Genomic DNA, 26,049 nt, shown 5'->3' on the forward strand with positions numbered 1-26,049 from the left:
CTTTTGCTCCTGATTCAACTTAGGTTTTCTGCCCCTACCTTTTTGATTATATATTCCTCTTATTTTTTGATATTCCCATCTATTTAACCAGTTATATATAGTTTTTCGATTGACTCCAAATAGTGACGTTAATTCATTGATATAAAACTTTTGATAACTCAACAATATACATTTATAGCAGTCGCCAGAGCAGTTAGGACATGACAAAAGTCTCAAACTACAGTTTGGCTTGAGTTTAACTTCTGACTTCTGACTTCTGACTTCTGCTATAGCTCTGTCTCTCACTTGCGGTGCGAGGGTGCATCTCAGTTTTGCCTAATTGCAAAACTGAGATGCACCCTACACGATGGAGAGCAGTATCTAGTGTAAAAATACAATATTTCCGTGTCTCTAGGGTTGCAACTGCTAGATCCACAACCGTTACCGAAAAAATTGGGTTTAAAGCCCCGTCCTTATAGGAGACGCGCGCCTCAGAGTTAAGAAGCATTTATTGGGAGCAGGCTATGAGCAAAAGGGTTAAAACTTATTAATTAAGGCTTCTTAACTCTTACGGTAACTTCTAGAGACGGCTTTCTTTTTCAGCTAAAACTTGACAGTTTTCACAGAGCGTGTTATAATAAAAACCCTTACAATAAACTAAAAAGCTAGATAAATACTATCTAAAAATAAGTAGATAACGTAAAAAATATGTATGAGATACGTATTGCGTAATTTGGTCTAACGACTACAACGTCTATGAAAAACTTAGATAAAAAAGTATCTGTCTATTCATCTAAAAAAGGTACGGTGGGGCACACCGAAACCATTATCTATGATCTAAACGCTTGGGGAGATTTGTCCTCTACTTTTTCTGACTCCGGTTTGAAAGAGCCACGACGAGTCATAGAGCCAAGAATCCCCGCTCATAAGCGGGCGGGGAGTGTCAAGAAAAGAGAAATTTAGTATAATTGCTGGGGGATTGAGTGAAGCTCGTCAAGGCTTTAAAGCTTTACCAGGGGTGAAGCAGAAAATTGAGCAAATTGCTAAAAGCTTGAACCCAGACTCAGTCATGCTCAATCAAGAATTCACTAGCGAGAGAGTGTCTAAGAGGATATCTGAAAAGTTTTTTGATACTGAATTTTGCCCCCCTGACCCCCCAACTTTGGGGGGAACAAGAGTCAATTTGCTTCTAAAAGTCCCCCAGAGGGGGACCAACGGGGGCTTGGATGTAGCAAATGAGACTTCTCAGACAACCTCTAAGGAAATAACTACTAAAACCTCCAATGTGATACACTTAGCAACTCATGGTCAGTTTAGCTCCAAAGCTGAGGAGACCTTTATACTAACCTGGGAAAATAAAATTAATGTCAAAGAATTAGAGCAACTGCTGCGTAGTCAAGAATTGTTGGGAGAAGACCAAATTGATTTACTCGTTCTGAGTGCTTGTCAAACTGCTAAAGGGGACGATCAAGCTATGTTAGGGTTAGCGGGTTTTGCGATTAAATCGGGAGCGCGTTCTACCTTAGGGACATTGTGGAAAGTGCGTGATGACTCCACTGCTATGTTCATCAACAAGTTTTACTAATACCTAAAACAGCCAGAAATTACGAAAGCAGAAGCGGTCAGGAAAGCCCAACTAGATTTGATTGGGGATACCAAGTTTAACGAACCTCTGTTTTGGGCACCTTTTATTCTGGTGGGTAATTGGTTGTAAGGGGAATAGGGAGTAGGGAGTAGAGAGTAGGGAACAGAAAGGGGTTAAGTAACGTTAATTTTTTAAAAAAAGTCAACAAAAATTATAGCGTTGATCGCACTTATGATGTAAAGTATTTGTTTTGAGGATGATTCCCTTAAAATTATAATTACTATTGCCTTATATAGCATTTACAAATAGCTCATACTTAATTCTTAATTCTTAATTCTTAATTCTTAATTCTTAATTCTTAATTCTTTCCTTATGAGCCAGTTGTTGGTTAATCTCTCGATTCTATTTTCCCAACCCACGGGTATTGCTAACTATGCCGCTAATCTTTTTCCTTATTTAAAACCTCTCGACCCTACTCTACTGATTTCTCCCACTGCGTCTAGCCGTTTCTGTAGTGCTACTACCTACACTTGCTACCCAATTCCAGGGAATTTAAGCCCTGAACAAGGCACGAAAGGACATTTTCGCCGTCTGTTGTGGACTCAGTTTCAACTGCCGCGAATTTATAAAAAATTGCGAACGCATCTTTTGTTTTCTCCAGTTCCAGAAGCTCCCCTCTTTACCAATTGCCGCTATGTGGTAATGGTTCATGATTTGATTGGGTTACGGTTTCCCCAGGGTTTCTCACCCTTAACTACCTACCAACGCTACTATATCCCCCAAGTTCTTGGTCAAGCAGAACACATCATCTGTAACTCTAGGGCTACTGCTAGAGACCTTACTGACTTCTTCGAGATTCCAGCCGCAAAAATCACCCCGATCTTACTGGCTTACGATGCCAATCACTATTATTATCAGGACTTACGCAAGTGCCCCCTAAATCCCCCAATTCTGGGGGACTTTGACATCATTACCCCCCAGAATTGGGGGGCAGGGGGGCAAAACCAACTAAATTTCGTAAGTCCTAATTATGTGGATACAGTAGATGGTGAAAAAGATCGGGAAAACCGGGAAAATTGTCCCTATTTTCTCTACATCGGACGCCCAGACCCCCACAAAAACCTCCATCGGCTGATTGAGGCTTTCGCTGGTCTAGCCAATTGCCACGACTACCAACTCTGGATTGCTGGCGCAACGGATAAACGCTACACACCATTGCTGGAAGCCCAAGCGGAACAACTGGATATATCCAGTCAGGTCAAATTCCTGGGATATGTTCCTCAGCACCAGTTACCGACCATGATTAGAAATGCGATCGCATTTGTATTCCCCAGTCTTTGGGAAGGCTTCGGTATCCCTGTATTAGAGGCAATGGCTTGCGGTACTCCTGTAATTACAGCCAATCTCTCCTCCTTACCGGAAGTAGCTGGAGATGCCGCTATATTAATCAATCCTTACAACCCTGAGGAAATCACAGCAGCTATGGCAGCAGTAGCAACCGATTCTCAAATGCGATCGCATCTTCGTATGGCAGGTCTTGCTAGAGCCAGTGAATTTAGTTGGCAAAAAACTGGGCAAGCTACGGTAGACATTCTAAGTCATATAGCAAAGGGAATAGGGAACAGGGAATAGGGAACAGGTTATCAGGTTGAAGGTTATCAGGTTGAAGGTTATCAGGTTGAAGGTTATCTGGTTGAAGGTTATCAGGTTGAAGGTTATCTGGTTGAAGGTTATCAGGTTGAAGGTTATCTGGTTGAAGGTTATCAGGTTGAAGGTTATCAGGTTATCAGGTTATCAGGTTGAAGGTTACAGGTTACAGGTTAGCTGGTTACAGGTTAGCTGGTTATTAAACCTTCAACCTTGTCAACATTCAACCTTCAACCTCTTCAACATTCAACCTTCAACCTGATTAACATTCAACCTCTTCAACATTCAACCTGATCAACCTCAACCTTCAACCTTCAACCTGATCAACCTTAAACCTTCCACCTTTACCCTTCAAGCTTCATGGTTGCTTCACAAAAAACCTCTGAGATATAAAGCTTTTGTAAAATTCCTTGGATTCTTGTCCTAATTACAGCAAAAATCTCACTAATGTAGTGAAGCCCAATCAAGACTGAAGCCCAATCAAAGTAACCAGTGTGAGATGAACAGATTTTCTATGTACACGATCTCAACAGAAAGCCCAACCCAATCAAATCTACGCCGATTGGAACTATTGCTGGAGTATTGCCAACTGGCAGCGCGTCCAACTTTGTCTGTGTCAGACAGCAACCGTATGGCTGAGATCCTCGAACTAGCTGAAGCTGACCAAATCCTTAACCTGTTGATAGATAAAGCTGATCTAGTTATAGCTAAACAATTTAGCTGGCTGAGTGACAATGATATTGATACCTATAAAAACCAAATCGCTAAGTTAGAAGAGTATTTAGAAATCTTTGTTTCCCAGAAATCACCTAAGACCAGTGAAACTCTACGTCATCAATTTGCTTGTTTCACTGGAAATCTTTAAGAATAATCTAAGCTATCAGCTATCAGCTATCAGCTATCAGCTTATGGGCTACAGATGGTGCTACTTGAGGTGCTTTTTAATAAAATAAGCTGACGGCTAACGGCTAACGGCTGACAGCTGACGGCTGAACGCGCACCCGTGAGCTTTTAGCTGACGGCTGACAGCTGACGGCACCTCAAGTAGCGTGCGCGTAGCGCATATGCTTACTTCAGGATAAGCCATAGTCTTCGAGCATAGAGTTGTCGATATCAAAAAAATAATCTCTCAAAACTTTCCTCATACGCTGATATCGTTTTCGCAACGCTGTATTACTTGCCAAGTTCAGGCGTTCTTCAATTTCAATCCAGGACAATTCCTCCATGACTCGTAACACAAAAATATCAAAATCTAGAGGACTTACTAGTTGTCTAATATCTGACAGTATTTCCTTGACATATTGATCCGATAAATAATCGGAAGCATCATTAGAGCTAATCTGGTATTCTATAGAGCTAAATTCACGTTCTTTTTTCCAATGCTTTCCTTTCTTAGCAAAATGCTCTCTAATCACATTTAAGCAGGTTGTTCTTAGCCAAGCTGATGGATTTTCAATATGTTGTCCAGATTCAATTTTGCTAACTCCGCGAATATAGCTTTCAATAAATATGTCAAAGATATCAAATTTGTGTTCAAGATTGAACTGCTTTAGTCTAAATTCAATAAATGCAAACAATCCCGATTTATTTCTTTGGTTTAAAAGAGAATTAACAGCGGCATCAAATTGTTTACGATTAGGGGACTTTGGAGGTTTTCTAGGTTGCATCTAGTGTAGTTCCTCGGGAAAAATAAAAGCACATGATGCCCCTGACTTTCAATTGTATTTGAGAAACATTCTAATCACTATTACTCACTTAGTGACGATTAAGTCTCGATTTGTGACATTGATAAGTAGGTAGGGTAAAATAAATTCATCAAGGGTATAACCATGAAACAATGAGGTTACCGAGCTGTGTTGCCAAATTGGCATAAAAAATCTTTCCATAGCGGTGTTTTAGTATGCCTCGCTACTTACATTTGTCCTTGCTGAGCCTAATGACTATAGCCCTTGTGATCATCAAGGAATTACCACATCAGTAGTTGCCACATTAGTTGCCACATTAGTTGTAGGTGCCCATGGCGTGCCCTTGGGATGCTTGCTCCCAATTGCCTGTGCTTAGCTCCCAGTCAGAACTGCTGTAGACGTAAGTGATTCGGATATGGTCTAGGATTATGTAGAAGCAGGTAGATTTTAGCCAGTCTGAGGGGTCTTGAATATCTTGTCCAGATTCAATTTTGCTAACGCCACGAATACAGCCCTCAAAAAGTATCTGGCCTATATCAAGTTCCTGTTCAAGATTGAAGTACTTGAGTTGGCGTTTAATAAATGTATATACCTCAGAGTTTTCTTTTTGTTTCCAGCTAGAATCAACTACTGCATCAAATTTTTGACGATTAGGGGATTTTAGGAGGTCTTGGGTTTGCATCTGGTGTACTTCCTCTAGAAAAATCAACATACGAAGTTCAGGCTTCTTACTTCAGTTTTTCTTGAAGAAGCCTCATCATTATTCTTAATAAATAATGAGAATTAAGTCTTGATTTGTGACACTGATCTAGTTTGATCGGTCAGCTAACCCGCGACGCCCATGCTACACTTTCTGCAAACAGCTATCAGCCCCTAGGCCCCAGAGAGCGAAGGAGTAATGGTTCAAGTTATAACCAAAAGCTCAGTTGACTTGAGGTGTCTTTCCAAAGTGAAAAGCCTTGGCACCAGTGTGTGTAGGTGTCTTTTTAGGGACATCCGTGGTGCCTAGGTTGCTCAAGGTGCTGACAGAGCAAGGCTTGATATTGATCTATATCAATTACAATACCAAGTTTGCTGGCATCTGTGACAGTACTCGAAAGGGTACTTTTATTTGTTTTTATTTGTGTTAAGCTTAAAGATTAGTTAGTAATAAGTGTCAAGGATTTCTGTCTGCTCCCTGTTCCCCGTTTCCCGTTGCCATTGGCTGAATACTTACAAAGATGACTAGATTAATGACCCTTCAGCCTTTTTCCTCAAGAGCTGCAATCACCCACAGAAAGTCCTTTAGATACCAACCATTCCTGATTGAATAGCCGTGACTGATAACGACCACCGCCATCACAAAGTACAGTCACAATTGTATGACCAGGTCCCATTTGTTTAGCCAGAGCAACAGCAGCTCCGACATTAATCCCGACAGACCCTCCCATAAATAATCCATCCCGGCTCAGCAGCTGGTAAACTACCCGGAGACATTCGTGGTCATCAATTTGAATGGCATCATCAATGGGAGCCCCTTCCATATTCCCAGTAATACGGCTGTTACCGATACCTTCTGTAATAGAGTTACCTTCCGGTTTAATTTCACCGGTCTTGACATAACTGTATAAACCACTGCCCATGGGGTCAGCCACCACACATTGAAGGTTAGGATTTTTTTCTTTCAAATACATCGCTACCCCTGCATAGGTTCCACCTGTCCCAGTTGCTGAGACCCAAGCATCAATTTTCCCGTCAGTTTGCTGCCACAGTTCTGGCCCAGTAGTTTCATAATGAGCCTGTCGGTTTGCCAAATTATCAAACTGATTCGCCCAGATGGCATTATCCATCTCTTGGGCAATGCGTCCAGAAAGCTTTACATAATTATTCGGGTCTTTGTAGGGTACTGCTGGCACTGGGCGAACTTCAGCTCCCAGGGTTCTGAGGGTATCCATTTTTTCTTGGGATTGAGTTTCCGGGATAATAATCAGGCACTTGTATCCCTTAGCATTACAGATATGGGCTAGACCAATGCCCGTATTGCCAGCGGTTCCTTCAACAACTGTACCCCCAGGCTTTAGTAAGCCTTTTTCTTCTGCATCTTTAATAATATAGAGGGCAGCTCGGTCTTTTACAGAACCTCCTGGATTGAGAAACTCGGCTTTCCCTAGAATTTCACAACCCGTCTCTTCGCTAAAGCTGTTTAAGCGAATAAGTGGTGTATTACCAACTGTATCAACAAAACCTGCTTTGATATCCATTTAAATCAAGTTTAAATTACAAATTCTAAATTCTAAATTCTAAATTCTAAATTCTAAATTCTAAAGAATGAAGGATGAAGTATCCTTAATCCTTCATCCTTCAGACTAGATAATTATTTCACTTGTTCGGTTGGGGTGTCATCCGCAGATAGGGCTTAATTTCCTCATATCCTTTGGGAAACCGTTCCTTCAACTCTTCTGGATCTTTGATGGAGGGTACAATAACACAGTCACCCCCGTCTGTCCAGTTAACGGGAGTAGCGACTTTATAGTCATCGGTCAACTGTAGGGAGTCAATCACTCGCAGGATTTCGTCAAAGTTACGACCGGTGCTAGCAGGGTAGGTTAACACTAACCGCAATTTCTTCTGTGGGTCGATGACGAAAACAGAGCGTACGGTTAGGGTATTGTCAGCGTTGGGGTGGATCATATCGTAAAGGTCAGACACCTTTTTATCTGGATCCGCCAAAATCGGGTAGTTGACCGTTGTTGTCTGGGTTTCGTTGATATCTCCAATCCAGCCTTTGTGGGAGTCAACATCATCCACGCTCAAGGCTAGCACTTTAACATTGCGCTTCTCAAATTCGGGCTTGAGTTTAGCAACCATACCTAACTCGGTAGTGCAAACTGGGGTGTAGTCGGCTGGGTGAGAAAACAGCACCACCCAGCTATCTCCTGCCCATTCATACAAATTAATCTCCCCTTCGCTGGAATTCTGAGTAAAGTCGGGTACGGTATCCCCCAATCGTAGAGTCATGGCTAAATCCTGTTGCTATTTTTTCTTGTCAGGATAGTTATCGTGCCACAAAACTCAAGTTTATCGGTCAGCTTTTAGATCTATTTTAGGATTGGCTTAGGAATTCTTTATTCAGCGGTCAGCGGTCAGCGGTCAGCGGTCAGCGGTCAGCGGTCAGCGGTCAGCGGTCAGCGGTCAGCGGTCAGCGGTCAGCGGTCAGCGGTCAGCGGTCAGCGGTCAGGGGTCAGCGGTCAGGGGTCAGGGGTCAGGGGTCAGCGGTCAGCGGTCAGGGGTCAGGGGTCAGGGGTCAGCGGTCAGGGGTCAGGGGTCAGGGGTCAGGGGTCAGCGGTCAGCCTTGGCCTTGGCCTTGGCCGTTGGCCACGCTACGCGAATGGCCACGCTGCGCGAACAGTAGCACTATCTGTAGCCCATAAGCTGATAGCTGATAACTGATAGCTGATAGCTGATAGCTGATAGCTGATAGCTGATAGCTGATAGCTGATAGCTATTAGCTTACAAAGCAAAATTTGTCAAGTAACTAGGGTGGGAATCGTCTTCTGGAAAAAGTTGAGGTCTTGTGTCTGGACTTCGATAATATGAGATGATAGGAAACAAAAATTAAACTAAACCCACAGAGATTAATTTCTCTTAGTGCTGTGTTGTGTAAGTAAGGAGTTTTATGATGAGAAAATTGGTTCATCTAGCAGTGGTATGCCTTCTAGTGCTTAGCTTGGGGTGCTTAGGCTTATCCCAAAGTGCGATCGCTTCCCCTATGTCTTCAGCAGACACATTTTCTTTAAATAACTTAACGTTGCCCTCATCTACCGCTTTAATCGCTCAGTCATCCCGGAGCAATGCGGCTGATGCCAAGTTAGCCACCGAGTTTGGTGAGAAGATTGACCTGAACAATACTCATGTGCGAAAGTTTCGCCACTATCGCGGATTCTATCCAGGCCTGGCTGGTAAGATTATTCAAAATGCTCCCTACAAGTCAGTAGAAGATGTACTGAACATTCCGGGACTAAGCGATAGCCAGAAGAAAAATTTACAAGCTCACCTTGATGATTTTACCGTGACTAAGACCTCAGAGGTTTATAATGCGGGCGACGATCGCTATAATCCTGGCGTCTACTAACAACGCCATTGGTGGTTAACTTTAAATTTCCTGTCTCCAGATAAAGCTTTTCTAGCTGAGCGCAAAGCGCTTAGCTAGATCAATCTTTTTAGGTTTTGAAGGGCTCTAACTCAGCTGAGCAGAAATACTAGCCGGAATAGTTTACGGTGCGTGCTTGTCCGTCAGGGTAATAAACTCCTAGACAGTTGTCTTGCTCATCTGTAATTACCCAAGGATGAGTTACATAGGTTTGTTGAGTATAACCTTGGCCTGATTTGAGCTGATAATAGTATGTTCTGTTGCCCTGGTAGTTCAGCCAATAAGTCTTGATTAGGTCATTAGATTTGTTAACAAAAGTAATCTTTGTAGCGACTTTACCAGAGATAGACTTGGAAACTGATTCAGCATCACAGACATTTGCGGCTAATGTTTCCTGAGGGAAAGAGCTCAGAAGAAAAGCAAATAATGCTAGACTAAGTAATAAGACACTAAAAAATTTTTTCATTGATTTTTTCCTGTTTAATTTCTTTTTGAAATTATCAACAGTTGAATATTAAAAAGCTATTTGGAGTATAGCAGTTCAAACGCTATAAAGTGTTGATATTGCAACAAAAATTTACCAGAAGAAAGTGGTAGAGGGGGGTTATAGCCTCACCCAACCCTCGAACTAATGCTAAGCACTACGCATTAAATTTAGGACATTGATAAAAGCAGCAAAAGCTGTTGTAGTCAACTTTTGCCTCTTGCCTCTTGCCTCTTGCCTTTTGCCTTGCGCGTAGCGCTATAAGACTAAACATTCAAACACAATTGAACATAATTGCTGTTTTCTGAATCCACTAACTGAGTGTTACCCGACCTAGCAGATAAAGCATTATCCAGCCAAATTTCACTAGTGCCTAACCTCAGAGCATCACTAGCTAACCACTTCTGGAACACTTCCATGCGACCATCTTCTGGACTAACTAGCTGATAAACTCTGAACCGCTTTTTTCCTTGACTCTGATAACGAATACACTGTAAGCCATAGCCGATTTTATCCAAGAAGCGCCTGATAATAACAATCGGAGTTGCTTTCTTAGCTAGTCCTATTCCTGTGATGGTTTTGATAGCACAACGGTTTGCTAATGCGATCGCAGCCATCTGCTGCAAGTCCTGATCAGTATTTCTGAGTTCTCGTTCCAGATTTTCTAATAGGATTGGTATCCCCAAAACCTTCATAGTACCAATCATCGCTCCTAGCACAGCACGATTGAAGTCCGGTAGAAAGATACTCCCTTGACCTTGCTCAATTAACAGTCGCGCTACCTTAGCATCCCGTTCTGCCAGATGTTGCCGACCTAGGGTAAGAAAATAATGGAGCCGTAGCTGCTGATACCAGCCTTGGTCATCTTTGAGTACCAGTTCTGGTGTGACTGGGATGGCATAACGCTGCTTTAAATCGTACTTCCGTAGTGAGCGACGCTCCGATGGTGTTTTGACTAGGCGTTTGCTAATCTTTTGATATTGGCTATAACTGAAGTCTTGACTAGATGCGATCGCATTACACTCAGCCTGATAGTTTTGGTCTCTAACTGCAGTAATCGCTGCCATCAGAGCATTCTGTGCTCCCAACTCTTCCGCTTGGGGTGAACCCTTAGACTTCTTTTTCCCAGCTTTAGTGGAACTGGCTGGGGAAACATCCATCACCAGATGACCTTCAGCACGCAATCCTGCTAGCACCGATTCCCGATAGTTGACCATGGCGGCATTGAATCGGACAGCCATTTTAGCCCAGCACATCAAGGATTCTGCTTGAAAGCCTGTATCTAAATCATCCACAGCATCGAAATCCGATTGTTGTAGCAACCGAATATTCATTTGGGTCAAACGCTGTCCAGATGCCAGTAGTGAGGATAGAGACGTGGAGCCATTACCGACGTGATTAAAGCCATAAGGGGCTACCCAGATGAACCGGGGTAGATTTTCTCGGATTCGCCCTAAGGTTTGTCTGACACTATTTTCTCCTTGCACCCCTTGGGCAATACACCACACAGAGGTAAAGTGTCCCCGCAGATCAATACTCACTCCCGTTTCAATAGCAGGACTAGCTAATACAATGTCATACTCCCCTAAAACATTGTTGAGGTTATTGATACACCCCATGGCTGGATGATTTGTTTCACCAAGGGATTCCGAATCAATGCGCAATATCCGGAGGTGGGGAAATTGCTTTTTTAGGTACGCTTCTAGAGTGCAAGTACCCCATTGGCTCTTGGGTTTTTGAGCGGAAAGACACACAAAGGGTTTGCCTCCTTGAGCAATGTGTGCTTCTAGCTCTCGCACTAGTTTTTTTGGTGTGCTATCGGTATAGTTATGAACTTGCCAGGACCCGTCAATGTTCGGTTTCCAGTCATTCTCAATGATGAAGGGTTCAAGGTCAACTCCAGACAAGCTCAGTAAGTAATCTATCGATATATCACTCAAGTCCGCATCGGCAATATAAACTTGACCAGACCCCCCCAAGACATTCTGGATTAGGGTTTTCAGAGATTTGAGAATAGCAACCCGATTACTCTGACAGGTGCTAGAGTTCAATCCATGCCAGAGCACTTGCTCCACTTCATCGATAATTACTACGCCATCAGACCAGTTAGCGGCATTGAAGCGAGCCTGAGAATTACCATGCAAGGAGTCGAGACATAAACCATAACCTAACACCCCTTCCTTCTGGTCATCCCTGACCTCAGTGATATACTTGATGCCGAAGCGTTGGCACAATGCTTCTACTAATCGCACCCGATGACCAAGCACCAATACCCATTGATTTCGGGCTAGGGCTTGAGAGACAATTTTTTCCAGTAGTTGGGTTTTTCCAGTACCCTTAGGGGATTTAATCCCAATCAGTTGGGCTGTATCCGGAATCGGAAGTTCTTGCAGATAGCGGCAATTTACCTTAAGGTTAGCTCGATAGGTGAGCTGGGTTAGGGATTTAGCTTTCCAAGTATCGAGGGGGAGTGCTCGTTGGTAAACTTGCTCAAAGGTCTTCTGACCTTGATCAGCAATTAAATCATCGACCCCTTTGCCTAGCTGGGCATCCCAAGTAATCACCTTTACAGGGCAACCTGCTTGATTGAGCAGATATCCCATTCTACGAATCGCAGCATTGACAGCTTTGATGGTATTCGGTTTCGAGTCTTGGTCAAAGACTATGTAAATCTCTCGCTCCGGAGTCGCTAGTTTCCGTAGTTGGGGAATCAAGTCAGACTTGCCAATCCGATTTCCCTGGGCATCCCTACGGATTCGATACCCCCCATTAATTCCTGGTAATGCGATCGCAGCGTAACCAGCAGTGAGTAAAGCTCCAGCTTTCTTAGCGCCCTCAGTAATACACAACGGAATTGAGGGGTGAGAGATTAGCCACTGCCAAAACCCTAGATCCGGTTGATTGTGGTCAAGGTCTGTGGGGAGAATAGTAAAATCATTGCGCTCAGCAATCCGTTGCCACAGGTGCAAAGGTACTCGCAGAGCAAACAAGCCTGTGGGGGTTTTGGGGGGATGTTCATATTTTATTAGCTTCCTAGTTTCCCCACTGTGACGGGGTTGGCTGGGTTTGAAACAGCCCCAAATATCCTCCTGACCAGTAAGCAAGTCAATACCAGAACACCACCATCCCCCTTGTTCGAGGTGTTGATAGCGTTTCAGAATCGAGTTTAGCACTCGACCATCATTGCGTCTGGGCAGGGAGTCGGAATAGAAGAGATACTCAAATGGGCTAGAGCCTTCGAGAGACCTTACATTGAGGCGAGTCAGCTGTTCATCAACACTACTAGCTGTCCACTCCTGGATATGGTTCATGGGTTTGGGGAAGACTCTGGCAGAGGTCACGCTATATCTAGTGGTTTAATCTTTAACTTAAGTAATATAACACTATTTGTGACCTAATAGTTCATTTTACCTAATGCTTTATATTTTCTTGACAGTTCACCGTTTACCGTTCACCGTTGACGGTTGATAGTACCATAAAATGATCACTTATCCCTAGCATCGGATTACCAGTAATTAGTGTAATTAGTTATTAGTTATATAGGGATGCGTGTAGGAATTGTGACAATTTTTGTTCCCTACTCCCGTCTTGATGCAGTCGCTCATGGGGGGAACCCCCATGAGCGCTTAGGTGCGCTTTCCGTTGGCGAATTAAATTCGCCACGGGTCGCACCTCTGCATCGCTACTCCCTACTCCCTACTCCCTACTCCCTTTGCTATTGCAGAATATTCCCATAGCCTGGGCGAGAGTTGGAAACGCCACTTTCACCCTCATTGCTCTAATTATTCTTGCCCTAAGTTTAGGTCAAGCAGGTTGGTTTCGGTGGTTAGCGCTTCACATAGCTAATTGGGGATGTGGTCGTGGCCATTTGCTTTTCTCCTTAGTGATCCTAGTGGGGATGTTATTGAGCAATGTGTTTACTAACCTCGCCACGACCATAGTCTGGACAGCTGCTGTGATGGAAATTTTGCTGCTGCTCGGCTTTAGTGCCAAAGCTACTCTGGCATTTGTGTTTACTAGTGGTTTTATTACCGATGCCGCTAGCTTACTACTGCCAATGAGTAATCCAGTAAATCTGATTTATGTTGATTATTTAGAGATTTCCTGGTTGCGCTATGTGATGGTGATGTTGCCCGTAACCGTTGCCACAATAGCTACTAGTATCATCATTCTTTGGTTCTATTTTGAACCCCAAATCCCCCTGACCTATAACCTTGCCCGTCTACCACCACCTAATCGTGCGATTCGAGATTCCTTAATCTTTAAATTGAGTTTTCCTATTTTAGGACTACTCCTAATCGGCTACTTGTTGGCAAAAGTGCTAAATTTCCCCATTGCCTGGATTGCTGCTATGGCAGCTTTAGTGATGGTGGCATTAGCAGCACGTTCCCTTAACGGTCGGGCTAGTAGACTTAGTTATATCTTACAGCTAGCAGGTCAACTGCCATGGCGAATTATTTTACTTATCCTAGTGCTGTTTCTATTCAGCATCGGTTTGGACAATCTGGGCATAACTGCTCTGTTGAGCCAGCGGTTGGAAATCCTTTCTAATTGGGGACTCACCTTAGCAGCTAGTGGTAGTGGTTTCTTAGCCACATTTCTTGCTAGTGTACTCAATAATTTACCAACAGTACTGCTGAATGCTAAGGCAATTGAAAGCATTACGGATATTGAACCAGCTGTCAAAGAAGTGATGATATACGGGAATTTAATTGGGTGCAATTTAGGAGCAAAAATTACTCCATTAGGAAGTTTATCAACTCTACTTTGGTTGAATGTATTGGCTTTTAGAGGACTCCAAATCAGTTGGGTTTATTATATTCGCTTAAGTTTTATTCTTACCATGCCAGTTTTGTTTGTCAGCTTGCTTAGTTTAGCAATTTGGTTACCCTGGCTGATTGCTTGATTATATTTATGTTCACATCTTAACTAAAAATGCTATAGACTATAAATAGTAATTCAATGGGGTTTGTGACCAATGACAATGATTACTCAAAACTCTCCAAATAAAAAATCAAAATTAGTGTCATTGGAAGCGTTTCTCAAACTACCAGAAACCAAACCTGCTAGTGAGTATATTGATGGACAAATTGTTCAGAAACCAATGCCACAGGGAAAACACAGCACAATTCAAGGGGAATTGGTTACTGCTATTAATCTAGTGGTGAAGCAAGAACGAATTGCTCGTGCTTTTCCAGAACTTCGGTGTACTTTTGGTGGACGCTCAACCGTTCCCGATGTATCTGTGTTTGTTTCCCAGAGAATTCCTCGTGATGACAATGGCGAAATTGCCAATGTTTTCCAGGCAGCGCCTGATTGGACAATTGAGATTCTTTCACCTGACCAAAGTCAAACTAAGGTGACAAAGAATATTCTCCATTTTTTAACGTATGGGACGGCAATGGGCTGGTTGATTGATCCAGAGGAGCAAACGGTTTTCGTTTATCGTCCAAAACAGCAGATGGAAGTGTTTGATCAATCATCCGAGCAACTTCCTGTGCCATCCTTTGCTAGGGAGTTAAGCATTACTGTGGGAGATTTGTTTAGTTGGCTATTGGATTGAAGTTTAGCTATTATAATGGTATGATTGAAGTTTAGCTATAATGGTAGGGTGGGCAAAAAGCGTACGCTTATAAGCTTAATGGAAAAACTCTATTAGTTTTTGCCCACCAAACTAGCCTGAATTATTGGGCTGGAGATGACTTTGAAGCTATAATGGTAGGGTGGGCAAAAATTTCTCGCCTATAAGCTTAATGGAAAAACTCTATTAGTTTTTGCCCACCCTACTAGCTTTGGTGATCACTAGGTGGGCAAAAAGCTATAATGGTAGGGTGGGCAAAAATTTCTCGCCTATAAGCTTAATGGAAAAACTCTATTAGTTTTTGCCCACCAAACTCTAGGCAAGCCACAATTAATTAGGGTGGACAAGGTGAGTGTTAAAGTCAACATTGAGAATTAGTCTCCACTTGCTCACCCTACTAAACTCTCAATAAGCTGAGGAGGGTGGTGGTGGAGTCTGGCATCTTGGTGTGCGATCGCTACTCAATCACGTTACCTTAATCATCCCGCAGCTTTCACAGTTATTGTGGGGGACAGAGTAAGTAACCGATCAGGCTTGAATGGGGGCAATAATTCCCTTTTTCTATTCAACAATATTAAGGCAGAGAACAACAGGTGAACTCGGCATCATTTAGCGCTGTATCATCTCCTCTTCTCTGACTAGACTCCACCCTGGTCTTGAGGCCACAAATGGCGCTCTGACGTGGGCAGCTTTGACGGCTTGACCATCCACCCCAATCCAATCGATAGGAAGTTTGCAAAGAGGTTTCATCTTCACACCAAAACTGTGCATCTACACCACCCGTATCATCGCCAGAGCCTTGTTTAGGTTCAATCCTCAGCCGAGCGCCAATGACATATCCGCTTTTACAAGTTCCTAATTCAAATTTCTTTCCCCACGGCCCTGCTGCTGAGGCAATTTCCGTAGTTCTCGCTCGGTCTCCCTGGGTGCCACACCGGAGGTAGATGCCATTGAGGGCTGTGTCATCACCCCGCCCCTGTTTAGGTTCTACTTTAAGTTCACCCCCTAATACCCATTGATCTGTTGGGCATTGTACCTGATTCCCCCAACTTCCCCAATGTCCACCAAACGGGCCAATTTTACCGACCACCTCATACTTTCGCTTGGGAAGTTTCGCTTTTGGCAAGATAATCGGTAAAATCGATTGCTCTTTGGTTTGCTCTCCCCACTTGATTACGATTTGTGGTTGCCTGTTTCGGTCTAGTTCCTGCATTTTCTCTTTGACCCTTGGGCTTTGTATATCTAGATTTAGTTGATAGTTGGTTGATGGCGCGGCAATCCCAACTTGTTCTACTTCCTCGCCATCTGCATATTGCAGGTAAGCCCGAAATGGCTTCAAAGCCTTAAACTCTAGAAAGTCAAATCCATAATAGGAAATTAGCTGAGTATCGATTGTAATTGAGTTGCCGGGATTGGTAGAGCAAATTACCGGAGAGACCACAGGTTGAGCAAAGCGGTTTGAATCTAATCTGTAGCCGATGGATTGGAGTCGTTGTTGTAATCTCTCTGCCACAAAATCAGAACGACAGGAAAATTCATTGCCTGTCTGTCCCAGAATACTGTTGTAGGTGTCCCGAACATCTTTGGCTACTTGCTCGGAAAGCTTGCTCCCAGATTTCTCTAGCTGTTGAGTTGCATTAATCATTGTTTTTTCCCAGCGTTCAGGCTGTTGGCGTAGTTCCTCGATCGCCTTGTCTAGAATGTCTAGGGTTGGATCGTCTAAGCCAAATTTAGTGCAGCTATTACCGGATACAAGAAGTCCTAAAAAAATGCAGGTGATCGCTACCACTTTTGATTTGATGTGCATACAATCTCTCCTTTAAGCTTATCATAATTGCCAAACACGGCTATAGTATAGTTATCCCAATTAATCTAGAAATCAACCCTAATTACAGCTATTCAAAAAATCCGGTATTTATGCACAGTTAGTACATAAGTCAAATTTCTGGGGGGGTGACATGCAAGCTTAAATCCTTACTGGGTAATAATTCCAGCCCGTAATTTACAAAAAGATACATTCTGTTTTGGGCTGACATTGAACGTAGTTATAAGGGTTTGAGCTTTCAGAAAATGAATCAAGGGTTAATTTGGGACTGTATCTTCCATGAGCTTATTCGCCTCAAAGCCTTATATAATAAGCTTTTTAGGGATCATGTCACCCCCTCAGGTCAAATTTAACTTCTGTTAATAACAACATTTCTTGTCACGATTGCGAGATATATCGTTTAATTAAAACCTAAAAAAATACTATTAAAAACAAATATTTAAATGTTTTTATTGCGGTTTTAAATTTGGTTAATACTCTCAATATAAGCCCATTTAAACAACCACGAAAGACTTAATTGATCGTCTGCTGTTGGAGAAAATTACCTTGGCGGGAATTGCTCCATCTACAGGTGTGTCTATTAGATGGCTTCACAATTATGTAAATCAAAACTATCAAGAGACTCCTCGACAAGTCAAGGTGACAAAAAAAAGAAGGTAAAGCTAATTATCCTACTGAATTAAATGTGGTATTTATGTGGGCAAATAATCTGGTTAAACAAGTTATATTTAAAGACTAAACAACACCATTATACAACGAATTTATCCCTTCGTAAAACTCTGTCTTTCTCTAAAAAGCTGTCCAACCACATTGGTGCTATCTGGTACTTTATCCATCACTATAATTCTCGGGTACGATCACGTTATTATTACTGTGCATGACTACCAAAATTATAATAACTATCACACACGTCCAATCAACACTATTGTTATAAACATGGTTAACTGGTTAGGTGTGCCAGCTTTCTGTTAAACAAACTATGACAGATTTACTGGGTATTCTAAATTTAGATGTCTAACACTTGTATAACCTAAAAGTACCAATACTAATGTGATTTTTTTACAATTCTTATTGATGTTTATGTCTATTACACTTTGAAAGTATTCGCTCTGTTTCGCTGTAACTGCTCACCTGGGGTGAGCAGTTACGACAATTTTTATTCACTTCGGCTGAATAAGCCTTGGTGGAATAGGATTCAATAAATTGACTTCAGCAAATTTGAGGTAATTTCGTTTACCTCGACCGTGACTATTCTTACGGATATGGGTTGATTGGTATTTAGGACATTTCGTTTCCTAGTTTTCTCAATCATCCCGCAATGATGCAACCCCAAATTAGCACTTATTATAGCATACCCTGTGACAGCTCCCACACTGACTCTTTGAGTTCAGTGTGGGCAACAAGCGCCAATCCAGCTATTGCTTAGGAGGCGCTGGGCTTTAAGAACGGACTGCCCTCTCTTGATGCAGTCGCTCATGGGGGAAACCCCCAAGACCGCGCTGCATCGCTGCCGCTCTGTTTTCTTGGTCTTTTGTTTAATAATGTTTGACCAACTTCCCAGCATTTATGGCCTTTGGCCACGCTACGCGAACGGCTTTGAAAGTCAGTATTTCCAGTATAACACATCGATTGGTCTAAAGTGAAAGACTCTGTGCAAAATTCATCCCTGGAGACGAAACCTTAGATAGGGTCGCTTTATTACAAAAGATTTAACCAAAGGTGCGCTTTCCGTAGGCGAATTAAATTCGCCACGGGTCGCACCTCTTTTACGCATAACCGACTAACCATAAAAGCTCCACTATCTTACGGTAACTTTAAACACTCATGCTGCGCATGTTCGTTGTGGGGCTTCTTTTGCCGGAAGCTAAAAAATTCCTCCCGCGCTCTACTGTAACGTCAGCATCGGGAGGAATTTCAGCAGGTGCGACCCGTGGCGAATTTAATTCTTAATGCGGAAAGCGCACCTATGGAATTTTTGAATTGAGACCATCGGGTAAGAGTTAAACAAGGTTTAACTCGTGTTCGCCACACTCGCCTACCCCAAAGTTAGCTATGTCGCTCTATAACTAAAACGATCTCACCAGGCAGTTTGTGACATTTTTTTCGACTTAGAGTCCTGTTTTAAGAACTTCCGCCGCTAATAGAAACTGGCGGAAGGTACAAAGAGATTGGCCAATTTAAACTCTTTCGCACCCACTTCCGACAGCGAGAACTGAATCGGGTAGGGACGGGAAACACCTTTACAAAGATCCGGTTTCAGGCGGATGAAGGTAACAATGGGAGGCTGGGATTTTGCCAATATGGTTGTGAAGTCCTCTTTCTGCGTGCAGCCGTTGCTCGTCACTACGATCGTGACACTTTTTTCAGTAATTTGTATTCCATGCAATGGTTCTACCGTTGCTGCTAAAGCCGTGGGAGCTGTGACACAGAATACTGCCACTGCGGCAAAGAGCAGGGTCCCTAGACCAAGTGCCAGTCTTGAGAGTGCTTTCTTCAAGGGAAGAGCAGCTGGCTTGAAGCGGTTGAATGTTGTCTTTAGCATGTTTGAATTAATGATTTTACGAATTTTGGCCTGATGTTAAAGGGACAGGACGGTCGAGATGATGGAGACCCTCAAGTCTGCCATCCCCTTAAGGCCGGGTCAATTTGGATTGAGCACTCGAAAGACTGAACCATAGGGTCTCCTTGTGGCTTCTGGTTCCGGGGAATTCAGGAATAGTCAGGTTTCCTGCCCCATCGGACTTTGGAAAAGATTGGAGTTCGGTTCAAGAACTCCTGCGCCATTCGCGATTCTAAGAGCAGGGATATTTCATTGTCAAGAAAATAGAAGATAATCAGAGATAATTACTCTTAAGTACCAAAATTAAGTACAGAAACTGCGGATGCTTCGCTTTTTGACAGAAAAGTACCAACGGGGGCAGTTGCGATCGCATCCTTGTCAAAGCAATACCCTAAACCTTAATAAAATAGGTTAACCCTTAATTATAACTTATTATTATCAATGATTGGCTATATTAAGTAAAGTCGTTGGTCAAATAATTCCTATCACTGTTCCCTGTTCCCTGCTGCCTGCTCCCTATAAAAATGTACCTCACCTAATTGAAAACCGCTATAGTTACTCGTGGTTTATACTAGCGCTATAGTTAAGCTCTGGAAAATATATAGTCAGTCAACCAAGTTATCCGACAGCGCTGGCTTACCTGACTTGTGCTTAAGTCTTAACTATCACCCTACCAGCCTTGCCAGCACCAAACGCCTCAGCAGTCAAGTCTCAACGGCTCGACTGGGCGTTGGGTTGGTACTGAGCACAGTTGGTATTGTGAATAGAAGTACTCAACTTTCAGGACGTTCAGGACCTTCAGCAGGTCTTTTTTTAGGACTTTCAGCAGCTGTTTTTTCAGGACTTTCAGAACTTTCAGCAGCTCTTTTTTCAGCCATTTCAGCAGCTCTTTTCTTAGCTTCCGCCAAGGCTTCCTGCTTATCTTCTTTCCGAACTTTGCAGAACCGTGGAGGCTGATCCATTGGGGGTGCCAATTCTTCCACAAACGCGAAGGCATTTTTGTGGGGAAGGAATCGGGCTTTGACCTGGATGAATTTTGGCTTGCCCTGCTCCTTGAGCTTAGGATTGAATCGGAATGGTTTGACCGAGGAGTCCCGCCAGAATAATGGACAGTGACCAGCTTTGAGTACCCGAGTTCTTTCTGTAGCCTGGTGGCTTTTGAGATAGTTCACTAATTGTTCACTGTGGTTCCTAAAGACTGACACACAGGGAACTTTACAAACAGGGATGAACTGCCACAATCCAGCCAAGATGAAATACCCATTGCCAATCGCTTCAGCCCAAGCATGGGGTCTGTCTTCCTGTAAAATCCCAATTACCTCAAACCGGATATCCTGGAATTTGTTCCTGTCTGGGAAGTGGATCGGCTTAGGATATACCACGAGGCGATGCTCTCGGTTTCCGGCCTCTATGTGCCCCTTGAGAATATCCAGCACATACCTTTTCCGGTTGTGCTTAAGCAGAAAAAAGAGTGGGTAAGCCTTACCCTGAATGGTAATGGTAGGAATTTTCTCAGACAAATCTACCTCACCAGTTACAACCCCAACAGCCATAAACTTTGGTTCTGATGGCTGAATTAGTTCAATTGGTTGAGATGGTTTTACTAATTTCCTGGGAATCTCTGGTTTTTTGATTAGTGTTAGAATTTCTGACATAATTAATAGTGATTGTGTTTGTTCTTAACAAAAGACATCTAAAGAAATCTAGGAAATGGTTCGAATACCTTCCCTGCCAACTGCAAGACGAAAATAGAGACGATACAACTGACAGCTTGGCTTCGCCTGATTGCCATCGAGTGTCACCAACCCCATACTTTCTATAGGTGCGCTTGACCTTGGCGAATTAAATTCGCCAAGGTCAAGCGCACCTGCTGATAGCCAGTAATCCCTTCTATCAACATCCCCCTGATTAGTCCTAACAACCTGTTTCAGTCCTGATCCCAATTGGGACAGATCTGTGATCATAACCAGAAGACCTCGTAGATGGTGGCTATAAATTTCCATAGGTGCGCGCCTCCTAGGGCGAGTAAATCGCCCTAGGGTCCCACCTCCTAGTGTAGGTGCTGCTGGCAAGAACTCCTTTTATGTTATCTCTCTGACGAGAAAGGTGATAAACCCCAAGGCTGACCAGATCAGGATATCCTCCTCCGATGGCTATTAGTCCAATTCGGTTTGACTGCTATTAGTCCAATCAATACCATAGTGCTGCCCTAAATTCTGCCCCTGCTTTGGCCTAAGCGGCTTTGGGCGCTGATTAGACTTCGCCGCAGTTATCAGGGCAAAGGGGAAAGGGTAAAGGGATTAGATTATGAGTCTACCCCGAGCCTGTTGATGCCAAAATCCCAGCATGGGCAATCGGTCTTGGGCAATCGGTCTTGGGCAATCGGTCTTGGACAACCTCAGTTTTATGTAAGAAATTGGCTGGTTTTTTGAGGATATAGGAGACATAATTAAGAATTCAGGAGAATAATTCAGAAGTTATTGGGAGAATACATAGGTTAATTGCCCATTAAACTCTGATTAATTCCAAATTAACTATAAAATTCAGTTATTATGGCTCCTGAATCCTGAATCGAAGCTCCTGACTCCTGGATAAAGTTGGTGATGTCGAACTCAGGTTGGGCAAGACTAGGAAACTCGACAACCACCTGGACTTGATTCACCAAATTTTTACTTTTTTTTCACAATTAACCAAATCTTCACATTTAGTTCAAAAAAGCTTTCAAAAAATTTGGGTAGTCTTCATGATAAATTTATAAAAATTATACTGATTTTTTCATATCCTTACTTATATAACCTAACTGGGTTGTTTTTACAGCACCTTTGAACGGCACAGGAAGCTGCAAACAGCGAGTCAATCCCAAACTAGTTCATTTGGGATTGACTCGTAATTATTACTCTAGCGGTTTTCAAGCTAGTAAGGTACAAGTTTTAGGGACCAGGGACCAGGGACCAGGGACCAGGGACCAGGGACCAGGGACCAGGGACCAGGGACCAGGGACCAGGGACCAGGAAGCAGTAAAGTCATAAGAGGGAAGAGGTAAAAAATTATGTGTACCTCATTAGGCTAAAAAACGCTAGATTAGCCACTGCATCAAGAGGAATTGCTACAACCTTTAGATTTCTTTCAGAAGTCGGGAACAGGGATCAGCGGATTTGGGAACAGAGATCAGGTAACAGTGGACAAGAGTTGCTGATTTGACTTCCCAAACTCCCCACACTTCACCCACTCACCTCAAGCAGGTTTTGTGTAAGCATATGCCCTACGCGCAATAGCTGATAGCTGATAGCTGATAGCTGATAGCTGATAGCTGATAGCTGATATAGCAGAAGTCAGAAGTCAGAAGTCAGAAGTCAGAAGTCAGAAGTCAAACTCTTGCGCTTACTTTGGGTGTGAGACTTTTGTCATGTCCTAACTGCCCTGGCGACTGCTATAGCTTACGGTTTTGTAGCAATAATAGTGCGGTGACGAGGATCGCTGGCTACCGTGGTCTGATAGTCAAAACCAACTTTAATCATCGCCCCTTCCACATCAAAGCTGTAGTAGTCATCACTCCAAGGTTCTGTACTTTTCATCAACACAAACAGTGCAGGGGGCAGATTCTGGATGACTGGGGAGGCAGGATTATTATCTACAACACCAAGGCAGCCACCAGGTCGTAGAATACGTAGCGCTTCGGAAAAAATTTCCTCTGTTGCTTGGTGCGGTAGTTCATGAAGAACCAACTGTAAGGTGACCACATCAAAGGAATTGTCTGGTAAACTGGTTTCCTCTCCTTTGCCATGGATCCATTCGGATATTTCTGCTGTCTGATCCATGGTCTTGGCCACAGCCAGCATATAAGGGGATAAGTCTAACCCAACGGTGCGGATTTTGCCCTTTTTGATCCTGGAGTAGTAGCGGTGTAGCGCTAAGGTAGATATCCCTACTGAGCAGCCAATGTCTAGCACATCTGTGACTATCTCGGGATTATACTCTCCTAGTACTTGATGAAAACTACTTCGTAATCGCTCTTGTGCCGAAAGCCAAGTAAGTTTTTCTTTGGGCCAAACCCTCAACCCCATAGCCTGGGTAGCACTGGCAGCTTCAAAGGCAGCTTCCCAGCATAGGTTTCCCTGGTCATAAGCATGGAAAGGGACTTTGTAGTAGTCTGGGTAGACCAGGCTAGGGTTAGTAATCTCGGATAGTAAGGTCTTCGCTCCTGATTTTTCTAACTCCTGGTAGTTTTTCCGCCACTCAATCCCATTTTTTTCTGCGGTTTTAATTAGCACCTGCCTGGCCTGGTGTTGCATCACCTTGTAGATCGGCTTGGTGTCGATCAACAGATTAACGAACCGGGAGAGTAAGTCATCCCCCGCCCAGTCTGGTTTGAGCTTGTCCTTCATCAGTATTCAAAAATTATCCCAATGATTAGCTCATCTAATTATTTCATAGCGGTATGATTGCGCGGTATTATTCCTCTGCCCCAGCACCGATTTCAGTTAAAGTAACTAAACAGTGGCATCAACGATAATAAAGTAGTTTGGGAAAACGTTACCTTGATTCCTAGCTACAAAGAGAATTAATGACTAATGATTCTTAACAACCCAAAATCCCAAGTGGACAAAAGCTGGAGTAGTTGGGTCATAGTTCTATTACTGCTGGTGTGGATAGCGATCGCAGCAGGTTTACGGTTTACCTATCTGGCCGGAAAACCCCCCTGGTCAGATGAATTTGCCACCCTAGTGTTTAGCCTGGGCAATAGTTTTCGGAGCGTACCGCTGGATCAGGTGATTACGTCAGATACCCTGTTAGCTCCCCTCAAACCGAACTCTAGTGCTAGCATCAATTCCGTTATTAATAACCTAATCACGGAGAGTAATCACCCACCACTGTACTTCGTCCTAACCCATCTGTGGCTGAAGCTGTTTCCAGGCCATGGGGAATTGGTATCCCTGTGGGTAGCGCGATCCTTGAGTGTGCTACTGGGAGTGATTTCAATTCCAGCCATGTTTGGGTTAGGTTGGTTAGGGTTTCGTTCTTGCCTGGTGGGTCACTTCGCAGCAGCACTGATGGCTGTTTCACCCTATGGCATTTATCTGGCTCAAGAAGCTCGACACTACACTCTAGGGATTCTATTGGTTATCGCTTCAGTCAGTTGTTTGGTGTACGCTACGCGATCGCTTCAACGGCAGACGCCCTTCCCGATTTACATAGCATTAATCTGGGTTATTGTCAATAGCTTGGGCATAGCTGTCCATTACTTTTTCGTCCTGGTGATCGCAGCTGTAGGACTGGTAATGCTTGGGTTGCGGATTGGGTCAGGGGGTTCAGTATTTTCTTGGAAGTACTGGTGGCGAATTTACGCGGTGGCCCTCGGGACATTAATGGGAGTCTTAGTTTGGCTGCCAATTTTGCCACGCCCCTCCAGTAATCGTTTGACAGAGTGGGTTCACCAAGACACAACCCTCAGCAATTTGCTCGAACCGGTAGCTAGACTCTTGTCTTGGCTGATCACTATGGTAGTGATGCTGCCAGTAGAAGGGCAATCCCTACCGATTATGGTCGCCTCTGGACTAGTAACAGTAATATTAGTGCTCTTGATAGGGCAACTGTTGCGTCGAGGAATCAGAATTCAGAGGTTACACTCCCAGACTAAGGTCATGACTCAGGTTTTGGGCGGTTTCGTCCTGGGAGCGATCGCATTATTCTTATTAATCACTTACGGTCTTGGCATTGATTTGACCTTAGCCGCTCGTTACCAGTTTGTCTACTTCCCCATCGTAATTATGTTACTAGCAGCAAGCTTTGCCAGTTGTTGGAGAGCTGCCCAAGGGAAAGATCAGCAATGGGTAGCACTAATCCTGTTGATGGGATTGGTAGGTGGAGTGATAGTGGCATCCCATGTGAGTTACCAAAAAGCCGATCGACCAGATCTTGCGATCGCTAAAATCTTAGAGATTAGTGATTTCCAGTCTCAATCCCTGCCAGTCCTGATTGCTACAGTTCACAAAAGCCATGAACAAACAGGAGAAATGATGGGGTTAGCTTGGGAATTGAACCGTCGCAAAGTAGTTGATACTGCCATTAATTCACCCCAGTTTCTTTTGGCACATAAAGACACCGAGCCAAGGGTAGCTACAGAAACCCTGCAAAAAACTGTGGCTCAACTGCCCAAACCTTTAGAATTGTGGGTAGTCAATTTTTCTGCCTCTGTTGAGTTAAAAGCCCAAGGTTGTATTAAGGATAAACAATCTATATCTAAAGTCCCTGGTTATCGATTTCGACGGTATTCTTGTGAGAAGCATGGGGCTGAGGGCAGGAAATAGGGAAGAGTGTCGGGAGAGGGTGGAGTGTTCGGAGTGTGGGGGGAGAGGGAATAAATAGTTTTCGATAATTTGGTATAGTTAAAGATATTTTTGCTGATTTTTATCGTACTTCCTGCAGATAAATCAGCCATTTTGCTAAACGTTTATTAATCGATTCAAGACTTCTGGCTTAATTCCTAATCCTTAATACTTAATCCTTAATACTTAATACTTAATAGTCTCTCTTCCCTGTGCCCAGATCCGCTGTGCCCAGATCCGCTGTTCCC

Annotated in this window: 22 protein-coding genes and 4 pseudogenes; 11 read left to right on the forward strand and 15 right to left on the reverse strand. The window is 43.4% G+C overall.

Features of this window, described 5'->3' with window-relative positions:
• Window positions 1–3 precede the first annotated feature (3 nt).
• Window positions 4–174 (reverse strand): annotated as a pseudogene (locus F6K63_RS19635) (helix-turn-helix domain-containing protein); the annotation flags it as partial.
• Between the two features lie 561 nt (window positions 175–735).
• Between F6K63_RS19635 and F6K63_RS19640 the strand changes: the two are divergent.
• The 4 genes and pseudogenes from F6K63_RS19640 to F6K63_RS19655 all read left to right on the forward strand — a co-directional run bounded on the left by F6K63_RS19640 (window position 736) and on the right by F6K63_RS19655 (window position 4,076).
• On the forward strand, window positions 736–942 hold the full coding sequence (locus F6K63_RS19640; RefSeq protein WP_287312954.1) for a hypothetical protein: 207 nt from the start codon (window positions 736–738) through the stop codon (window positions 940–942).
• A 106-nt stretch (window positions 943–1,048) separates the two neighbouring features.
• A pseudogene (locus F6K63_RS19645) lies at window positions 1,049–1,693 on the forward strand (CHAT domain-containing protein).
• A 243-nt stretch (window positions 1,694–1,936) separates the two neighbouring features.
• A complete protein-coding gene (locus F6K63_RS19650) occupies window positions 1,937–3,196 on the forward strand; it encodes a glycosyltransferase family 4 protein (RefSeq protein WP_008178032.1) in 1,260 nt (419 codons plus the stop codon).
• 514 nt (window positions 3,197–3,710) lie between these two features.
• Window positions 3,711–4,076, forward strand: coding sequence for a hypothetical protein (locus F6K63_RS19655; protein ID WP_287312955.1), 366 nt, complete (start codon window positions 3,711–3,713; stop codon window positions 4,074–4,076).
• Window positions 4,077–4,172: 96 nt separating this feature from the next.
• On the opposite strand, the gene F6K63_RS19660 is transcribed toward F6K63_RS19655, so the two are convergent.
• The 5 genes from F6K63_RS19660 to F6K63_RS19680 form a co-directional block, all read right to left on the reverse strand.
• Complete coding sequence (locus F6K63_RS19660; protein ID WP_287249629.1) at window positions 4,173–4,298, reverse strand: hypothetical protein; 126 nt, start codon at window positions 4,296–4,298, stop codon at window positions 4,173–4,175.
• Window positions 4,285–4,878 (reverse strand): RNA polymerase sigma factor, encoded by a 594-nt coding sequence (locus F6K63_RS19665; protein ID WP_008178027.1) that lies wholly within the window; start codon window positions 4,876–4,878, stop codon window positions 4,285–4,287. The genes F6K63_RS19660 and F6K63_RS19665 overlap by 14 nt, the downstream gene beginning before the upstream one ends.
• 334 nt (window positions 4,879–5,212) lie before the next feature.
• Window positions 5,213–5,578 carry a hypothetical protein gene (locus F6K63_RS19670; RefSeq protein WP_287296786.1) on the reverse strand — a complete coding sequence of 122 codons (366 nt, stop codon included), beginning with the start codon at window positions 5,576–5,578 and terminating at the stop codon, window positions 5,213–5,215.
• Window positions 5,579–6,149: 571 nt separating this feature from the next.
• The gene (locus F6K63_RS19675) at window positions 6,150–7,136 is read right to left on the reverse strand and encodes a cysteine synthase A (protein WP_008178022.1); all 987 of its coding nucleotides are present in this window, start codon (window positions 7,134–7,136) and stop codon (window positions 6,150–6,152) included.
• Window positions 7,137–7,254: 118 nt separating this feature from the next.
• Window positions 7,255–7,893 (reverse strand): peroxiredoxin, encoded by a 639-nt coding sequence (locus tag F6K63_RS19680; protein WP_008178020.1) that lies wholly within the window; start codon window positions 7,891–7,893, stop codon window positions 7,255–7,257.
• A 109-nt stretch (window positions 7,894–8,002) separates the two neighbouring features.
• On the opposite strand from F6K63_RS19680, the gene F6K63_RS37335 reads away from it, so the two are divergent.
• Window positions 8,003–8,287: a hypothetical protein gene (locus F6K63_RS37335; RefSeq protein WP_353813058.1), complete on the forward strand. Its 285-nt coding sequence runs from the start codon at window positions 8,003–8,005 to the stop codon at window positions 8,285–8,287.
• A gap of 267 nt (window positions 8,288–8,554) precedes the next feature.
• Window positions 8,555–9,007 carry a photosystem II complex extrinsic protein PsbU gene (gene psbU / locus F6K63_RS19685; RefSeq protein ID WP_287312991.1) on the forward strand — a complete coding sequence of 151 codons (453 nt, stop codon included), beginning with the start codon at window positions 8,555–8,557 and terminating at the stop codon, window positions 9,005–9,007.
• 127 nt (window positions 9,008–9,134) lie between these two features.
• Here psbU and F6K63_RS19690 read toward each other — a convergent pair whose 3' ends face one another.
• From F6K63_RS19690 to F6K63_RS19700, 3 genes are all read right to left on the reverse strand, one after another.
• Complete coding sequence (locus tag F6K63_RS19690) at window positions 9,135–9,491, reverse strand: VHL beta domain-containing protein (protein ID WP_287312956.1); 357 nt, start codon at window positions 9,489–9,491, stop codon at window positions 9,135–9,137.
• Between the two features lie 284 nt (window positions 9,492–9,775).
• Window positions 9,776–12,820, reverse strand: a complete 3,045-nt coding sequence (locus tag F6K63_RS19695) for a plasmid replication protein, CyRepA1 family (protein ID WP_287312992.1) — start codon at window positions 12,818–12,820, stop codon at window positions 9,776–9,778.
• Between the two features lie 220 nt (window positions 12,821–13,040).
• A complete protein-coding gene (locus F6K63_RS19700) occupies window positions 13,041–13,172 on the reverse strand; it encodes a hypothetical protein (protein WP_287312957.1) in 132 nt (43 codons plus the stop codon).
• 55 nt (window positions 13,173–13,227) lie between these two features.
• Here F6K63_RS19700 and F6K63_RS19705 point away from each other — a divergent pair, with 55 nt between their 5' ends.
• Both F6K63_RS19705 and F6K63_RS19710 read left to right on the forward strand, forming a co-directional pair.
• The gene (locus tag F6K63_RS19705) at window positions 13,228–14,415 is read left to right on the forward strand and encodes an ArsB/NhaD family transporter (protein ID WP_287312958.1); all 1,188 of its coding nucleotides are present in this window, start codon (window positions 13,228–13,230) and stop codon (window positions 14,413–14,415) included.
• A 72-nt stretch (window positions 14,416–14,487) separates the two neighbouring features.
• Entirely contained in the window at window positions 14,488–15,072 is a 585-nt protein-coding gene (locus tag F6K63_RS19710) for a Uma2 family endonuclease (RefSeq protein WP_287312959.1), read from the forward strand.
• Between the two features lie 592 nt (window positions 15,073–15,664).
• On the opposite strand, the gene F6K63_RS19715 is transcribed toward F6K63_RS19710, so the two are convergent.
• Window positions 15,665–16,897, reverse strand: coding sequence for a hypothetical protein (locus tag F6K63_RS19715; RefSeq protein WP_287312960.1), 1,233 nt, complete (start codon window positions 16,895–16,897; stop codon window positions 15,665–15,667).
• Between the two features lie 522 nt (window positions 16,898–17,419).
• Here F6K63_RS19715 and F6K63_RS37915 point away from each other — a divergent pair.
• Window positions 17,420–17,575, forward strand: a pseudogene (locus tag F6K63_RS37915) (IS1 family transposase); the annotation flags it as partial.
• A gap of 107 nt (window positions 17,576–17,682) precedes the next feature.
• Window positions 17,683–17,796, forward strand: a pseudogene (locus F6K63_RS37920) (IS1 family transposase); the annotation flags it as partial.
• A gap of 1,256 nt (window positions 17,797–19,052) precedes the next feature.
• Here F6K63_RS37920 and F6K63_RS19725 read toward each other — a convergent pair.
• The 5 genes from F6K63_RS19725 to F6K63_RS19745 form a co-directional block, all read right to left on the reverse strand.
• Window positions 19,053–19,457 carry a hypothetical protein gene (locus F6K63_RS19725; RefSeq protein ID WP_287312961.1) on the reverse strand — a complete coding sequence of 135 codons (405 nt, stop codon included), beginning with the start codon at window positions 19,455–19,457 and terminating at the stop codon, window positions 19,053–19,055.
• Between the two features lie 791 nt (window positions 19,458–20,248).
• On the reverse strand, window positions 20,249–21,130 hold the full coding sequence (locus F6K63_RS19730; RefSeq protein WP_008177995.1) for a hypothetical protein: 882 nt from the start codon (window positions 21,128–21,130) through the stop codon (window positions 20,249–20,251).
• A gap of 645 nt (window positions 21,131–21,775) precedes the next feature.
• Window positions 21,776–21,922, reverse strand: a complete 147-nt coding sequence (locus tag F6K63_RS19735; protein WP_287312962.1) for a hypothetical protein — start codon at window positions 21,920–21,922, stop codon at window positions 21,776–21,778.
• A gap of 83 nt (window positions 21,923–22,005) precedes the next feature.
• The gene (locus F6K63_RS19740; RefSeq protein WP_008177993.1) at window positions 22,006–22,137 is read right to left on the reverse strand and encodes a hypothetical protein; all 132 of its coding nucleotides are present in this window, start codon (window positions 22,135–22,137) and stop codon (window positions 22,006–22,008) included.
• Between the two features lie 775 nt (window positions 22,138–22,912).
• Complete coding sequence (locus F6K63_RS19745) at window positions 22,913–23,860, reverse strand: class I SAM-dependent methyltransferase (protein WP_008177988.1); 948 nt, start codon at window positions 23,858–23,860, stop codon at window positions 22,913–22,915.
• A 186-nt stretch (window positions 23,861–24,046) separates the two neighbouring features.
• Here F6K63_RS19745 and F6K63_RS19750 point away from each other — a divergent pair, with 186 nt between their 5' ends.
• On the forward strand, window positions 24,047–25,783 hold the full coding sequence (locus F6K63_RS19750; RefSeq protein ID WP_008177986.1) for a glycosyltransferase family 39 protein: 1,737 nt from the start codon (window positions 24,047–24,049) through the stop codon (window positions 25,781–25,783).
• Window positions 25,784–26,049: the final 266 nt, after the last annotated feature.

The sequence above is a fragment of the Moorena sp. SIO1G6 genome (genome assembly GCF_010672795.1).
GTDB classification, from domain to species: Bacteria; Cyanobacteriota; Cyanobacteriia; order Cyanobacteriales; family Coleofasciculaceae; genus Moorena; species Moorena producens.

Coding starts and splice junctions, on each gene's coding strand:
- psbU (WP_287312991.1), top strand. CDS start 8,555: ATGAGAAAATTGGTTCATCTAGCAGTGGTATGCCTTCTAGTGCTTAGC.
- F6K63_RS19730 (WP_008177995.1), bottom strand. CDS start 21,130: ATGTCAGAAATTCTAACACTAATCAAAAAACCAGAGATTCCCAGGAAA.
- F6K63_RS19725 (WP_287312961.1), bottom strand. CDS start 19,457: ATGCTAAAGACAACATTCAACCGCTTCAAGCCAGCTGCTCTTCCCTTG.
- F6K63_RS19640 (WP_287312954.1), top strand. CDS start 736: ATGAAAAACTTAGATAAAAAAGTATCTGTCTATTCATCTAAAAAAGGT.
- F6K63_RS19695 (WP_287312992.1), bottom strand. CDS start 12,820: ATGAACCATATCCAGGAGTGGACAGCTAGTAGTGTTGATGAACAGCTG.
- F6K63_RS19690 (WP_287312956.1), bottom strand. CDS start 9,491: ATGAAAAAATTTTTTAGTGTCTTATTACTTAGTCTAGCATTATTTGCT.
- F6K63_RS19660 (WP_287249629.1), bottom strand. CDS start 4,298: ATGGCTTATCCTGAAGTAAGCATATGCGCTACGCGCACGCTACTTGAG.
- F6K63_RS19680 (WP_008178020.1), bottom strand. CDS start 7,893: ATGACTCTACGATTGGGGGATACCGTACCCGACTTTACTCAGAATTCC.
- F6K63_RS19650 (WP_008178032.1), top strand. CDS start 1,937: ATGAGCCAGTTGTTGGTTAATCTCTCGATTCTATTTTCCCAACCCACG.
- F6K63_RS19670 (WP_287296786.1), bottom strand. CDS start 5,578: ATGCAAACCCAAGACCTCCTAAAATCCCCTAATCGTCAAAAATTTGAT.
- F6K63_RS19750 (WP_008177986.1), top strand. CDS start 24,047: ATGATTCTTAACAACCCAAAATCCCAAGTGGACAAAAGCTGGAGTAGT.
- F6K63_RS19735 (WP_287312962.1), bottom strand. CDS start 21,922: ATGTCTCCTATATCCTCAAAAAACCAGCCAATTTCTTACATAAAACTG.
- F6K63_RS19710 (WP_287312959.1), top strand. CDS start 14,488: ATGACAATGATTACTCAAAACTCTCCAAATAAAAAATCAAAATTAGTG.
- F6K63_RS19745 (WP_008177988.1), bottom strand. CDS start 23,860: ATGAAGGACAAGCTCAAACCAGACTGGGCGGGGGATGACTTACTCTCC.
- F6K63_RS19665 (WP_008178027.1), bottom strand. CDS start 4,878: ATGCAACCTAGAAAACCTCCAAAGTCCCCTAATCGTAAACAATTTGAT.
- F6K63_RS19715 (WP_287312960.1), bottom strand. CDS start 16,897: ATGCACATCAAATCAAAAGTGGTAGCGATCACCTGCATTTTTTTAGGA.
- F6K63_RS19675 (WP_008178022.1), bottom strand. CDS start 7,136: ATGGATATCAAAGCAGGTTTTGTTGATACAGTTGGTAATACACCACTT.
- F6K63_RS19655 (WP_287312955.1), top strand. CDS start 3,711: ATGAACAGATTTTCTATGTACACGATCTCAACAGAAAGCCCAACCCAA.